Origin of the sequence: Streptomyces vastus (assembly GCF_039532825.1) — a bacterium.
In the GTDB taxonomy this organism is placed as follows: Bacteria; Actinomycetota; Actinomycetes; order Streptomycetales; family Streptomycetaceae; genus Streptomyces; species Streptomyces vastus.
Genome location: NZ_BAAASJ010000022.1, coordinates 246,907 through 260,573, shown reverse-complemented (window position 1 = coordinate 260,573; position 13,667 = coordinate 246,907). Strand labels below are relative to the sequence as shown.

The 13,667-nt window shown below is 68.0% G+C and carries 7 protein-coding genes and 1 pseudogene; 5 read left to right on the top strand and 3 right to left on the bottom strand.

The window, feature by feature from the left end:
* Positions 1 to 111: 111 nt before the first annotated feature.
* Together ABD357_RS10960 and ABD357_RS10955 are read left to right on the top strand one after the other, a co-directional pair.
* Positions 112 to 1,587 (top strand): non-reducing end alpha-L-arabinofuranosidase family hydrolase, encoded by a 1,476-nt coding sequence (locus tag ABD357_RS10960; RefSeq protein ID WP_344389353.1) that lies wholly within the window; start codon positions 112 to 114, stop codon positions 1,585 to 1,587.
* Positions 1,588 to 2,632: 1,045 nt separating this feature from the next.
* Positions 2,633 to 4,384 carry a cellulase family glycosylhydrolase gene (locus ABD357_RS10955; protein ID WP_344389352.1) on the top strand — a complete coding sequence of 584 codons (1,752 nt, stop codon included), beginning with the start codon at positions 2,633 to 2,635 and terminating at the stop codon, positions 4,382 to 4,384.
* Between the two features lie 187 nt (positions 4,385 to 4,571).
* Here the strand turns inward: ABD357_RS10955 and ABD357_RS10950 are convergent.
* Positions 4,572 to 5,501: pseudogene (locus tag ABD357_RS10950) on the bottom strand (CE1 family esterase); the annotation flags it as partial.
* 73 nt (positions 5,502 to 5,574) lie between these two features.
* Entirely contained in the window at positions 5,575 to 7,221 is a 1,647-nt protein-coding gene (locus tag ABD357_RS10945; RefSeq protein WP_344389349.1) for a glycoside hydrolase family 27 protein, read from the bottom strand.
* A 467-nt stretch (positions 7,222 to 7,688) separates the two neighbouring features.
* On the opposite strand from ABD357_RS10945, the gene ABD357_RS10940 reads away from it, so the two are divergent.
* The 3 genes from ABD357_RS10940 (at position 7,689) to ABD357_RS10930 (ending at position 12,440) form a co-directional block, all read left to right on the top strand.
* Entirely contained in the window at positions 7,689 to 9,323 is a 1,635-nt protein-coding gene (locus ABD357_RS10940; protein WP_344389442.1) for a glycoside hydrolase family 43 protein, read from the top strand.
* Between the two features lie 53 nt (positions 9,324 to 9,376).
* Positions 9,377 to 11,386, top strand: coding sequence for a glycoside hydrolase (locus tag ABD357_RS10935; protein WP_344389347.1), 2,010 nt, complete (start codon positions 9,377 to 9,379; stop codon positions 11,384 to 11,386).
* A gap of 88 nt (positions 11,387 to 11,474) precedes the next feature.
* Positions 11,475 to 12,440 (top strand): glycoside hydrolase family 6 protein, encoded by a 966-nt coding sequence (locus tag ABD357_RS10930; RefSeq protein WP_344389345.1) that lies wholly within the window; start codon positions 11,475 to 11,477, stop codon positions 12,438 to 12,440.
* A 307-nt stretch (positions 12,441 to 12,747) separates the two neighbouring features.
* Here the strand turns inward: ABD357_RS10930 and ABD357_RS10925 are convergent, their stop codons facing one another.
* Positions 12,748 to 13,470 carry a dienelactone hydrolase family protein gene (locus ABD357_RS10925; protein WP_344389344.1) on the bottom strand — a complete coding sequence of 241 codons (723 nt, stop codon included), beginning with the start codon at positions 13,468 to 13,470 and terminating at the stop codon, positions 12,748 to 12,750.
* Positions 13,471 to 13,667 lie beyond the last annotated feature (197 nt).

Sequence of the window (13,667 nt, the reverse complement as noted above, 5' to 3'; positions counted from 1 at the left end):
GTCAAAGCATCGGGGAATTCTTCGAAACATTCGAGATGCCCTGTCCCCCGGCACGTCCGCTCCGCGGTTCCTCGGTGTCACCTCACCCCGCCCCCGAACGGAGGCCCTCTGATGTGGTTTCGCCACCCGTCCCCGGTCCGTCCAAGACGCTTACTCGCCGTCCTTGCGCCCCTGCTGCTCGTGGCTACCTTCCTCGGTGCCCAGCCCGCCGGCGCGGCGACCGTAGACCCCAACGCCTCGTATGTGCTGGTCAACCGCAGCAGCGGCAAAGCTCTGGACGTCTACAACAGGGCGACCAACGACGGCGCCCGCATCACCCAGTGGACCAGGAACGATCAGAGCCAGCAGCAGTGGCAGTTCGTCGACTCCGGCGGCGGCTACTACCGCATCAAGTCCCGCCACTCGGGCAAGGTGCTGGACGTCCACAACTTCTCCACGGCCAACGGTGGCTCGATCGTCCAGTGGGCCGACCTGAACGGCACCAACCAGCAGTTCCGGCTGGCCGACAGCTCGGATGGCTACGTGAGGTTCATCGCGCGCCACAGCAACAAGGCCCTCGAAGTACAAGGCGCCTCCACCGCCGACAACGCGAACGTCGTCCAGTACGACGACTGGGGTGGCACCAACCAGCAGTGGCAACTCGTCAAGGTCGGCGGCGGCAACCCCGGCCAGTGCGATCTTCCGTCGACATACCGCTGGACATCAACGGGCACACTGGCGCAGCCCAAGGCTGGGTGGGCCTCGCTCAAGGACTTCACCGTCGCCCCCTACAACGGCAAGCATCTCGTCTATGCGACGACGCACGGCGTGGGACAGGGATCGGGCTGGGGCTCGATGAACTTCGGCCTGTTCACCAACTGGCCGGAGATGGCCTCGGCCAGCCAGAACACGATGTCGAATTCCACCGTCGCGCCCACGCTCTTCTACTTCGCGCCGAAGAACATCTGGGTGCTCGCCTACCAGTGGGGGGGTGGGAGCGCTTTCTCCTACCGGACGTCGAGCGATCCCACCAACCCCAATGGCTGGTCAGCACAGCAGGTGCTTTTCACCGGAAGCATCCCCGGCTCCGGAACAGGACCCATCGACCAGACGCTCATCGCTGACGGCACGAACATGTACCTGTTCTTCGCCGGTGACAACGGCAAGATCTACCGGGCCAGCATGCCGATCGGGAACTTCCCGAGCAGTTTCGGCTCGACCTACACAACGATCATGAGCGACACGACGAACAACCTGTTCGAAGCCCCGCAGGTCTACAAGCTCCAGGGCCAGAACCGCTACCTCATGATCGTCGAAGCGATCGGCTCGCAGGGCCGCTACTTCCGCTCGTTCACGGCCACCAGTCTGAACGGCTCATGGACACCCCAGGCCGCGACCGAGAGCAACCCCTTCGCCGGCAAGGCCAACAGCGGCGCCACCTGGACCAACGACATCAGCCATGGCGAACTGATCCGCACCAGCGCCGATCAGACCTTCACCGTCGATCCCTGCAACCTGCGGTTCCTCTACCAGGGACGCGACCCGAACTCCGGCGGCGACTACGGCCAATGGCCCTACCGTCCGGGTCTGCTGACACTGCAGCGCTGACGGCGTGACACGAGTCCGGCTCCGGTATGGAGCCGGCGTGGCGGGCTCGGGGAAGGCCGAGCCCGCCCGCGTCACGCGACCACGTCAGCGCTATTACGGCGACGGAGCGCGGGGTCGGGCAACGCTCACCAGCCCGAGGGCCATCCCGTAACGCGGTGCCACCGCCGGTGGCGCTTGCTACTGAGGTTTCGAGGAGGTGGTTGCGGGGCCGGTGGATGAGACGGCGTTCCACGCCCGGTTTGTAGCGGCACAGGACGGCGACCGAGGTCCTGCGGCGGGATCGGCCCGGGGGTCGACGCCGACCGGGCCGGCCTGCACGCGCCGCGCATCCGCTACTCCAACCCCGAACAGGCCAAGGCCATGCACTACAACCCGGACCCACTGATGGACGCTCTGAGACGACGTCGCCTGCATATGCCATGTGGTACCGCGAGGCCCTCTCGCTAGCACCACGGACTACTCACCAAGAGCCGGACCAGGCGCGGACCAACTCGGCTCCGCAGCAGACGATTCCACCCTTTGCCCAGGTCAGAAGCGAGGTCCGGCGTGTACCACCAGCAGACGAAGAATCTGCTGCTGTCGTATTCGCCGAAGAAGCTGGGGTCTTCCCGGCACGGGAAAAAGGGCGCCTGACCGGGGCAGATGCGCGTCAGGCGCCCTTCACGGCGCAGAGTTGAGCAGCGAGCCGAAACGTGGCTCTACTGCCGGTTCTCCCGCCCGTATCCCAGTACTGACCAACTGTTCCGGGCCATTCGCGGGCAAAGGTGCCGCTAAGGCACCCTCCGATCGGCCCGTTCGCATGCTCGCCAAGGGCGAGGTCGGCCTCAGTTCAGCGTCGGCCGCAGCACCGCGGTTCAACTGAAGTTGCTGGCAACACAGCCTGTCTCCGCCGCAGTTGGCGAGGAGGCCGACCGGTGTGGATGAAGGTCGTCGCAGAGGGCAGCGGCCTCTTTTCTGTGCCATTTCTGTGAAACGCGGCAACGTTCTGCCCGGGCGGCGACCACTGGAGATCGACACTGGCTCGATCTTCCAGAACGGATGAGCAATGAGAAAGCAGCAAGCCCCACAGCACCGCCGACGCAGAATCCGGCTGGCCGTGGGTACGCCGCTGGCGCTGATCGCCGCGGGCGTTCTCGCCTACGGCGCCGTCTTCGGGACGTTCGGCGACGACGCCGAGCCCCAGGCGGCAGCTGCGCCGGCCCCGGTGCCCGACAACGCGATGGCAGCCGTGGCCTCCATGCAGCCGGGCTGGAATCTGGGCAACAGCCTGGACGCCATCCCCAACGAGACCAACTGGGGCCAGCCCCGCACCACCGAGACCCTGCTGGACTCGGTCCGCGCCCAGGGCTTCAAGAGCATCCGTATCCCCGTGACCTGGAGCGACCACCAGGGAGCGGCGCCGAACTACACCATCGACCCGGCGTACATGAGCCGGGTCAAGCAGGTCGTCGACTGGGCGATCGCCGACGGCCTCTACGTGATCCTCGACGTCCATCACGACTCCTGGCAGTGGACCAGCAAGATGTCCACCGACCACGACCAGGTCAGGGCCCGCTTCGACGCGACCTGGACCCAGATCGCCACCGCGTTCCGGAACGAACCTGCCCAGCTGGTCTTCGAGAGCGTCAACGAGCCCCAGTTCGACAACGCCGACAACACCCGCAAGGCCCAAATGCTCAACGAGCTGAACACGTCCTTCCACAAGGTCGTGCGTGCGTCGGGCGGCAACAACAAGAACCGTCTGCTCATGCTGCCCACCGAGGTCTGCACCCCCGACCAGCGGCTGATGGACAACCTGGCCACCACGATCAAGTCGCTGCGCGACTCCCGGCTGATCGCCACCGTGCACTACTACGGCTACTTCCCGTTCAGCGTGAACGTCGCCGGCTCCACCCGTTTCGACACGCAGGTTCGGGGCGACCTGGACAAGACCTTCAAGCGCATGCGCGACACCTTCGTCGCCCAGGGCATCCCCGTCGTCCTCGGCGAGTACGGCCTCCTCGGCTACGACCACGGTCCCGGCGCGGTGGAACGCGGTGAGATGCTGAAGTACTTCGAGGCGCTCGGCCACGCCGCCCGCACCAACAAGGTCACCACCGTGTTGTGGGACAACGGCTCCTTCTACGACCGCGGCAAGCTGCGCTGGAAGGACGCGGGGCTGTTCCGCCAGATCAAGTCGAGTTGGACGACACGCTCGGCGACCGCCTCCTCCGACCGCGTCTTCGTGCCGAAGTCCGGCCCCGTCAAGGACCGTTCGCTCGCCCTGAACCTGAACGGCGCCACCCTCACCGCGCTCAAACAGGGCACCACCAAACTGGTCAGCGGCCGGGACTACACCCACTCCGGCAACCGGCTCACCCTGAAGGCGGCCACACTCACCCGGCTCGTCGGCGACCGCTCCCCCGGCGTCAACGCGACGCTCCAGGCCGGGTTCTCCCGAGGAGTCCCCTGGCGCATCCAGGTGATCAGCTACGACACGCCTGTGCAGTCGGACACGACCGGTACGACCGCGTCGTTCCGCGTCCCCACACAGTTCCGAGGTGACGTGCTGGCGACGATGCAGGCCGCGTACGCCGACGGCAGCAACGCAGGCCCGACCAGTTGGACCCCCTACCAGCAGTTCAACACCGCATTCGCACCGGACTACGCCAAGAAGAGCATTCGCCTGACCCCCACCTTCCTCAAATCGCTCAAGGACAACGCGCGCGTCAAGCTCACCTTCCATTTCTGGAGCGGTGCCACCGTGACGTACCACGTGACCAAGTCGGGAAGCGCGGTGACCGGCACGACCTCCTGACACGGCTCCGGCCGGTTGCGCCGTCAGCCACCAACCCGTGGAACGCACCCCGCCCGATGTCCGACCTGGTGCTCAGCCGGAGGCAGAGAGCACCAGGTCGGGCGCCGACGAACCGTCGGTCACTTCGGCGCAGTCACCGTCATGGCGCAGGCCGTGCCGTTGAGGATGTAGGAGCTCGGAGGGGTGTCGCCGTCCCCGACGGCGGATTGGAGGTCTGGAACTGTGTGAAGAACTTCCAGACCTCCTGCGGCAACCAGGTCCTGGATCCGCTGTCGCCTGCGGCCCCGTCCTGCGGAGCGGCGATGTGTCCTTCGTCGAAGGCTGCCCAGACGACCGGATGACCGGCCGAGCAGCCCGAATAGGCGGTGACCCGGTGCGTCAGGCTGCCCTGGGGCGGCTCCGGCGGGTTCTGGAGAGTGCAGCCGTTGTTCCTGACGAACCTGTCTCGCAACGCCCGTCCGCCGGAGATGCCGAGGACGTTGTCCCTGAGACCGTGCACCCCGAGGTAGGCGATGGGCTGAGTGCCGCCGCTGCAACCGCTGAGCTGCCCGCCGCTCTGGACCGCGACCGCGCGGAAGACCGTCGCGCGGGAACAGGCCAGGGCGTACGACATGGCGGCTCCGTAGCTGAATCCCAGGGCGAAGCGCTGTGTCGTGTCGACGCACAGGTCCGCCTCGATGCGCCTGAGCATGTCGTCGACGAAGGTGACGTCCTCACCGCCGGCGTTGGCCCAGCCGTTGTTGAGGCCTTGGGGTGCGACGAAGATGGTGCTGTTGTTCGCCAGTCGCTGGAGCCCGTAGTAGGCCCAGGTGCCCGTTTCCACGGTGCGGCCGGTGGCGACGTCGGTGGAGGTGCCGCCCAGCCAGTGGAACCCGAAGACCAGCCGGTGGGCGCGGTTGCGGTCGTAGCCGTCGGGGATGCGCAGGATGAAGTTCCGGTTGTTGCCGCCGCTTTGGATCGTGTGCGTTCCGCTCGTCAGGGTGGGGGTCTTGCCGCAACCGGAGCTCGGGGCGGCGGCGTTGGCGGAGGCGGCCGCCGTGTCGGAGACCACGCGCGGGGCGTTCTCGCCCTGGCCGCGGCCCAGTGCCGTGCCTCCCATGCTCAGGACGACCAGCATCGCGACCACGGCGGACCATAAGAGGGATCTTGTCCTCGTCATCGTGAAACTCCCTTTCTGAAACCGCGGTTGCTCACGCGCGGGTCCACTTCTGGTTGGCCTGTCCGTTGCAGGTCCACAGGACCAGCGGGGTCCCGCCCACGGTGCCGGCCCCGTTGACGTCGAGGCACAGCCCGGCGCGGACGTTGCGGATCGACCCGTCGGAGCCGACCTCCCACTTCTGGTTGTCCTGACCGTTGCAGGGCCAGGTGATGACCCGGGTGCCGTTGGTGGTGCCCTGGTTGTAGGCGTCCAGGCACTTGTCGCCGAAGACGCGGAACTCGCCGCCCGCCCACGTGGTCCACAGCTGGTTGGCGGCCGTGTGGCAGTCCCACAGCAGAACCGTGGCCCCGGCGGCGGTGGAGGCGTTGTCCACGTCCACGCAGCGGCCGGAGCCGTTGCCCCGCAGACGCGAGGTGGTGGCGGCGAGCGGGCTGCCTCCGGTCACCCGGAAAACGGCGACGCCGTGCGCGGGGACGCTCGCCGATATCTGCCCGGACGTGCTCGACGTGCCGCCGGTCCACAGGTCGGTGAGAGTGAACGGCCCGCCGGACAGGCCGACTTGTGCGGCCGACGTGGTGACCGTCGCGACGCCCTCTCCGCGGTTGAACAGGCCCACCGCGACCGAGCCGTCCGACAGGGGCTTGGCGAACACCTCGGTGCTGCCGTCGTCGCGCACCCTGCGCCCGCCCGCGCCCAGCGAGTCCTGGTTCACCGCCAGCAGACGCGGGTTGCGCAGGATGGCGCTCACGTCGGCGGACATGGTGCGGATGTCGTTGCCGGCCATGAGCGGGGCGCCCAGCAGCGCCCACAGGGCGAAGTGGGAGCGGGACTCGGTCAGCGACAGGCCGGGACGGCCCACGACCAGCATGTCCGGGTCGTTCCAGTGTCCGGGGCCCGACTGCGCCGCCAGCGGCGCGGTGACGTCCAGGACGTTGCCGACGCCCATCGGATAGCTGTTGGTGTTGCCGTTCTGCCAGATGTCGAGCAGGTCCTCGGTCGTCCGCCACAGGTCGGCGACCTCGCCCCAGTTGTACGTGGCGCCGGTGATGGCGTGGAAGCTGTTGGGGTTGATGCTGTAGACGATCGGCCGCCCGGTGGCGCGCAGGGCGTCGCGCATCAGCGCGAAGCGCGCGACCTGCTCGTCACGGGTGCCGCTGGAGGAGCACCAGTCGTACTTGAGGTAGTCGACGCCCCACGAGGCGAACGTGGCGGCGTCCTGGGCCTCGTGCCCCCTGCTGCCCGTCGACCCGGGATAGGCGCCGCTGGTCTGCGCGCAGGTGCGCTCGCCCGGCACCTGGTAGATCCCGAACTTCAGGCCCTTGCCGTGGATGTAGTCCCCGAGCGCCTTCATCCCGCTTGGGAACTTGGTCGGGTTGGCCCGCAGGCTGCCCGCCGCGTCGCGCTGCGGGTCGAACCAGCAGTCGTCGACCACCACGTACTGGTATCCGGCGTCCCGCATGCCGGAGGACACCATCGCGTCGGCGGCCTGGCGGACCTGAGCCTCGGTGATCCCGCATCCGAAGCTGTTCCAGCTGTTCCAGCCCAGCGGTGGGGTGAGCGCCGGGCTGCCGGGCGCGGCCGAGGCGGTGGAGTGAGCGGAGGCCGTCAGGGACGCGGTGACCGTCAGCACGGTAGTCGCGAGGAGGCGGAGCAGTCGTCCGCCTGATCGTCTGGGCACCAAGGGCTCCTTTGACCGAAGGGCGCCATGGGCGGGTCACCCGAAGATCGATGTCGCGTCCATGACACTTGCAGAAGAGACAAGGGCGGTTCGAAATTTCGTGAGCCATTCGGAAACTAAGGCCTCACGGATACTAGGGAGGCGATCGAACATGTCAACACCCATCGCCGAACCGCCTCCAGGATGCGGCCACCCACACACCGCGGAAGGTGGCACACCTGCACCGTCCGGACAACTGGCCGGCGGGACATGGAATCAGCCACTTCGAATGTTTCGAAGTAACCAACGATTCATGCGAGAGGTATTGACGGGATTCACCAGCCCCTTAGCATCCAGGATGCGCGACAAGCCGGTTCATGTTCGGCATCTCGTATACGGAGCAGCCGCTCCGCGCGAACCAGCAGGCACCTCCGGGCAACTCCAACCACCAACGGCTGGACCACAGAAGGAGAACGCCACCCGTGCAGATGTCATGGACTCATCATGTCCTGTCCCGTCGCCGCGCGCTGACGGCCGCCACCGGCCTGGCCGCCGGTGCCCTGCTTCCTCCGACAGCGGCCCCCGGCACCGCCTCCGCCCAAGGGTCGGCCCTCGCGCCCGCGGCGGAGTACATGAACCCGGTGATCTGGCAGGACTTCGCGGATATCGATGTCATCCGCGTCGGCGGCACGTTCTACGCCTCGGCCTCGACGATGCACTACTCGCCGGGCGCGCCCGTGCTGCGTTCGTACGACCTGGTGAACTGGGAGATCGCCGGTCACTCGGTGCCCATGCTCGACTTCGGCGCCAAGTACGACCTGAACGGTGCCCGCGGCTATGTCAGAGGGGTCTGGGCGTCGTCACTTGCCTACCGTCCCAGCAACGGGACGTTCTACTGGCTCGGCCAGATCGACTTCGCCCGGTCATACGTCTACACCGCCACCGCCGCCGAGGGGCCGTGGAGCAGGCTGACGACGATCAGCACGCCGTACTACGACGCTGGGCTGCTCGTGGACAGTGACGACACCCTGTACGTGGCGTACGGGAACACCACCATCAGCGTGGCCCAGCTCTCGCCCGACGGCCGCAGCCAGGTCCGCGCGCAGCAGGTGTTCACGACACCGTCGAGTGTGGGCACCCTGGAGGGCTCGCGCTTCTACAGGATCAACGGGCAGTACTACATCTTCCTGACCCGCCCCGCCAACGGCCAGTACATCCTGAAGTCGTCGAGCGGCCCCTTCGGTCCGTACACGATGCGGCAGGTCCTTCTCGACCTGCGCGGGCCGATCCCCGGCGGTGGTGTCCCGCACCAGGGCGGGCTGGTGCAGACGCAGAGCGGCGCCTGGTACTACCTGGCCTTCGTGGACGCCTACCCCGGTGGCCGGGTGCCAGCCCTGGCACCGGTCGTCTGGACCGCGGACGGCTGGCCGGTCGTGCAACTCGTCGACGGCGCATGGGGCACCTCGTATCCCAGCCCGGCCGTGCCCCCTCCGCCCCGCCCGGTCACCCCCATGACCGGCGTCGACACCTTCGACGGCACGGCCCTCAAACCGCGGTGGGAGTGGAACCACAACCCGGACCACACCAGGTGGTCGGTGAACAACGGCCTGACCCTGCGGACCGCGACCGTCACCAACGACCTGTACTGGGCCCGCAACACCCTCACGCACCGCATCCAGGGCCCCGCCTCCACCGCCACAGTCCAGCTCGATCACACCGCGATGCGGGACGGCGACCGGGCCGGACTCGCGCTGCTGCGGGACTCCTCCGCATGGATCGGGCTCAAGCGCGACGGCGGCGTGACACGGGTGGTCATGGTCGACGGGCTGACCATGGACGGCAACTGGAACACCACCGGCACCGGCGTGGTGCGGGCCGGCGCGAGCGCGCCGAGCGGTCGCCTCTGGCTCCGGGCGAACGCCGACATCCGCCCCGGCACTGGACGACTCGGCACCTTCTCCTACAGCACCGACGGCACCCACTTCACCCGCCTCGGGCCCGCCTTCTCCCTGGGCAACGACTGGCGGTTCTTCATGGGTTACCGATTCGCCCTCTTCAACCATGCCACCCAGGCACTCGGCGGCTCGGTCCGCGTCACGCGGTTCGAGCTGTCCGTGCCGTGAACGATCCGATCCCTCTGCACCATCCACCCGCACCCGACCGTACGAGGAGAACCATGAACCCGTTGAAACGGTTCGGCCTACGCAGAGCCTCGGTCTTAGGCCTGGCAGCCGTCATGGCCCTGGTGACGCCCGGTACCGCGAACGGCGCACCCGACGCGCCCAAGGCCAGCACCCTGGGCGCCCAGGCGGCCCAGTCCGGACGCTACTTCGGAACCGCCGTGGCCGCAGGCCGGCTCGGCGACGGTACGTACACCGGCATCCTGGGCCGCGAGTTCAACTCGGTCACGCCCGAGAACGAGATGAAGTGGGACGCGACCGAACCGTCCCGCGGCTCGTTCAACTTCGGCCCCGCCGACCAGATCGTCAACCGCGCGACGTCCCAGAGGCAGCGTTTACGTGGCCACACTCTGGTGTGGCACTCCCAACTGCCCGGCTGGGTCAACTCCATCAGGGACGCGAACACCCTGCGCGGCGTGATGAACAACCACATCACCACCGTGATGAACCGCTACAAGGGCCGGATCCACTCCTGGGACGTGGTCAACGAGGCCTTCGCCGACGGCAATAGCGGCCAGCTCCGCAGCTCGGTCTTCCGGGACGTGCTGGGCAGCGGCTTCCTGGAGCAGGCGTTCCGCACCGCCCGGACCGCCGACCCGGCGGCCAAGCTCTGCTACAACGACTACAACATCGAGGACTGGAACGCCGCGAAGACGCAGGGCGTCTACCGCATGGTCCGCGACTTCAAGGCACGCGGCGTGCCCATCGACTGCGTCGGCCTCCAGGCCCACTTCGGCGCCGGCGGCCCGCCCGCCAGTTTCCAGACCACCCTGTCGAACTTCGCCGCCCTCGGCGTGGACGTCCAGATCACCGAACTGGACATCGCGCAGGCGCCGCCGACCGCGTACGCGAACACGGTCAGGGCCTGCATGAACATCGCGCGCTGCACCGGCATCACGGTCTGGGGCATCCGCGACAGCGACTCCTGGCGGGCCTCGGAGAACCCGCTGCTGTTCGACCGCAACGGCAACAAGAAGCCGGCGTACAACGCGACCCTCACGACGCTGGGCGGCACGCCCGCCACCAGGCGCAGCGCCGACGACGCCGCCGCCCTGCCCGGCAGTTACTCGTGGAGCTCCAGCGGCCCCCTGATCTCGCCGAAGCCGGACGCAACCCACAACATCGCCGGCATCAAGGATCCGACGGTCGTCCGGTACAACGGCAAGTACCACGTGTTCGCCAGCACCGCGAGCTCGTCCGGCTACAACCTGGTCTACCTGAACTTCAACGACTGGTCCCAGGCCGGCTCGGCCACACACCACTACCTGGACCGCACCGCCATCGGGTCCGGTTACCGGGCCGCACCGCAGGTCTTCTACAACGCGCCGCAACGCCTCTGGTACCTCGTCTACCAGACCGGCAACGCCTCGTACTCCACCAACCCCGACATCAGCAACCCCAACGGGTGGAGCGCTCCGCGCAACTTCTACTCGTCGATGCCGGACATCATCCGGCAGAACATCGGCAACGGCCACTGGGTCGACATGTGGGTCATCTGCGACAGCGCCAACTGCTACCTGTTCTCCTCCGACGACAACGGCCACCTGTACCGCTCGCAGACGACCGTCGGCCAGTTCCCGAACGGCTTCACCAACACCGTCATCGCGGCCCAGGACTCCAACAAGTACGCCCTGTTCGAAGCGAGCAACGTGTACAAGGTGCAGGGCAGTAACCAGTACCTGCTGCTCGTCGAAGCCATCGGATCGGACGGCCGGCGCTACTTCCGCTCCTGGACCGCGAACAGCCTCGCCGGCTCGTGGTCACCCCTGGCCGCGTCCGAGAGCAACCCGTTCGCCCGGGCGAACAACGTCTCCTTCCCGGCCGGGGCCTGGACCAGAGACATCAGCCACGGCGAGATGATCCGTGCAGGCTACGACCAGACGCTCACCATTCCCGCCTGCCGGCTCCAGTACCTCTACCAGGGCATGAACCCCAACGCGGGCGGCGACTACAACCTCCTCCCGTGGCGGCTCGGCCTCCTCACCCAGACCAACTCGACCTGCTGACCGACCGTGCCGTGGGGAGCGCATCCGATGGGAGCGCTCCCCACGGTCGCCATCCGAGGCATCCCTGTCAGAAAACCGAGGTACTGTCATGCGCCGCAGACTGCTCGCCCTGGTGACAGCGCTCTCCTCGCTGCCGCTGGCGCTCGCCGCCGCACCGTCCGCCCACGCGGCCGACCCGCCGTCCATGACCAACGGGTTCTACGTGGACCCCGACTCCAGCGCGAAGCGGTGGGCCGCCACCAACGCCGGTGACGGCCGGGAGCCCGCGATCAGCGCCTCCATCGCCAACACCCCGACGGCCCGCTGGTTCGGCTCCTGGAGCGGCACCATCGGCACCGCCACCGGCGCTTACGTGGGCGCCGCGGACGCCCGGGACAAGCTGCCCATCCTTGTCGCCTACAACATCTACAACCGCGACTACTGCGGCGGGCACTCCGCGGGCGGAGCCTCCTCGCCGTCCGCCTACAAGAACTGGATCGCCCAGTTCGCGGGCGGGATCGCGGGCCGCCCGGCCGTCGTCGTCCTCGAACCCGACTCCCTCGGGGACTACGGCTGCATGACCCAGGCCCAGATCGACGAACGCGAGGACATGCTCATCGGCGCGCTCGCCGAGTTCAATCGCCAGGCTCCCAACACCTGGGTCTATCTCGACGCCGGCAACCCGGCCTGGGCGGGTGCGGCGACCATGGCCCGGCGCCTCCACGAAGCCGGCCTCCGACAGGCCCACGGCTTCTCGCTCAACGTCTCCAATTACCTGACCACGGCCGAGAACACCGCATACGGCAACGCGGTCAACAGTGAACTCAACGCCCGGTACGGCTACACCAAGCCGTTCGTCGTGGACACCAGCCGCAACGGCAACGGCTCCAATGGCCAGTGGTGCAACCCCTCAGGCCGTCGTATCGGGACCCCCACCCAGCTGGGCGGAGGCGCCGAGATGCTCCTGTGGATCAAGGTCCCGGGTGAGTCCGACGGCAACTGCGGCGCCGGAACCGGCTCCTCGGCCGGACAGTTCCTCCCCGAGGTCGCCTACAAGATGATCTACGGCTACTGATCCGGGGGCTGCCGGCTGCCGGCCGCCAGCCCCGGCCCGGCCCGGGCGCTGGTGGTCGAGTCGGTCGCCTGCCCGGCGATCCGCAAGGTACGGGTCGAGTGCTCACGGCATGATCCCAGCTGATGGCGGCCCTGGTGGCGAGCGCCGCCCCGACCGGCCGGTACCGCCGATGGCCGGTGCCGCCGCGATCGGGGCGGTTGTGCATCTGTCGGCCACCGCCATCGAGGAGGGCTGGGACCTGTCCTCGGTGACGGCATCCTGGCCGACATTGCCCTCTACAGTCTGCTGTCCGCCAGACGGCCCGGCCTCACTTCAGGTGTCGGTCCAAGAACCGGCACCCGTCCTCCAGCTCGAACCACGGGGTGCCGGTGTGCCCTCCCAGATTGGCGTGCAGCGTCTTCTCCTTGCTGCCGAAGGCGTCGAACAGGTCCAGGGCTCGTTGCCGGGGGTTCCCTTCGTCGTCCCACTGCAGCAGGAACAGCAGCGGAACGGTGACCTGCCGGGCCTCCTCGCGCTGGGCGCTGGGCACATACCCCCCGGCGAAGAAGCCTGCGGCCGCGATGCGCGGCTCGATCACCGCCAGCCGAATGCCGAGGGCGGTCCACCCCCCGGAGTACCCGACCGGGCCACCGATCTCGGGCAGCTCGAGGAGGGCGTCCAGAGTGGTCTGCCATTCCGGGACCGCGTTTTCGACCAGCGGGCCGATGAAGGACTCGAAGATCTCGTCGACCGGATCGCCGGCCTGCATCGCCCGCCGGAGGTCGGTACGGGCCTGCTCGTCGGCGGCGGAACGGGGACGGTCACCGCACCCGGCGGCGTCGATGGTGGCCACCGCGTAGCCGCGCGCCGCGGTGTACCGGGCCCGGGCCACCAGCCGGGGTTCCGCCTTGGGCAGGCCGTTGTTGTGGGCCATCAGGACCAGCGGGGCCGGTGCGGATCCAGGCGTCCACAGGGTGCCGGGGATCTCGCCGAGGGTGAATTCGCGCTCGAGTACGCCGTCGTCGAGGAGCTGTTCAGAAGTGAATTGCACGGTCGTGCCTTTCGGGAGGGCTCAGAGCGGCGCTCCCGGACGACCTATCGCCCGACCGTGACCCCGGAGGGGAGCACCCATGTCGATACTGCGTTCACGGGTACCACCTCCTCGTTCTCTCGCACGGCCTTCGGGAGATTAGCAACGGTCGCCGTGGTCCGCCAACAGGTTTTGGCGGAGGCTCTGTGGCCGGATGC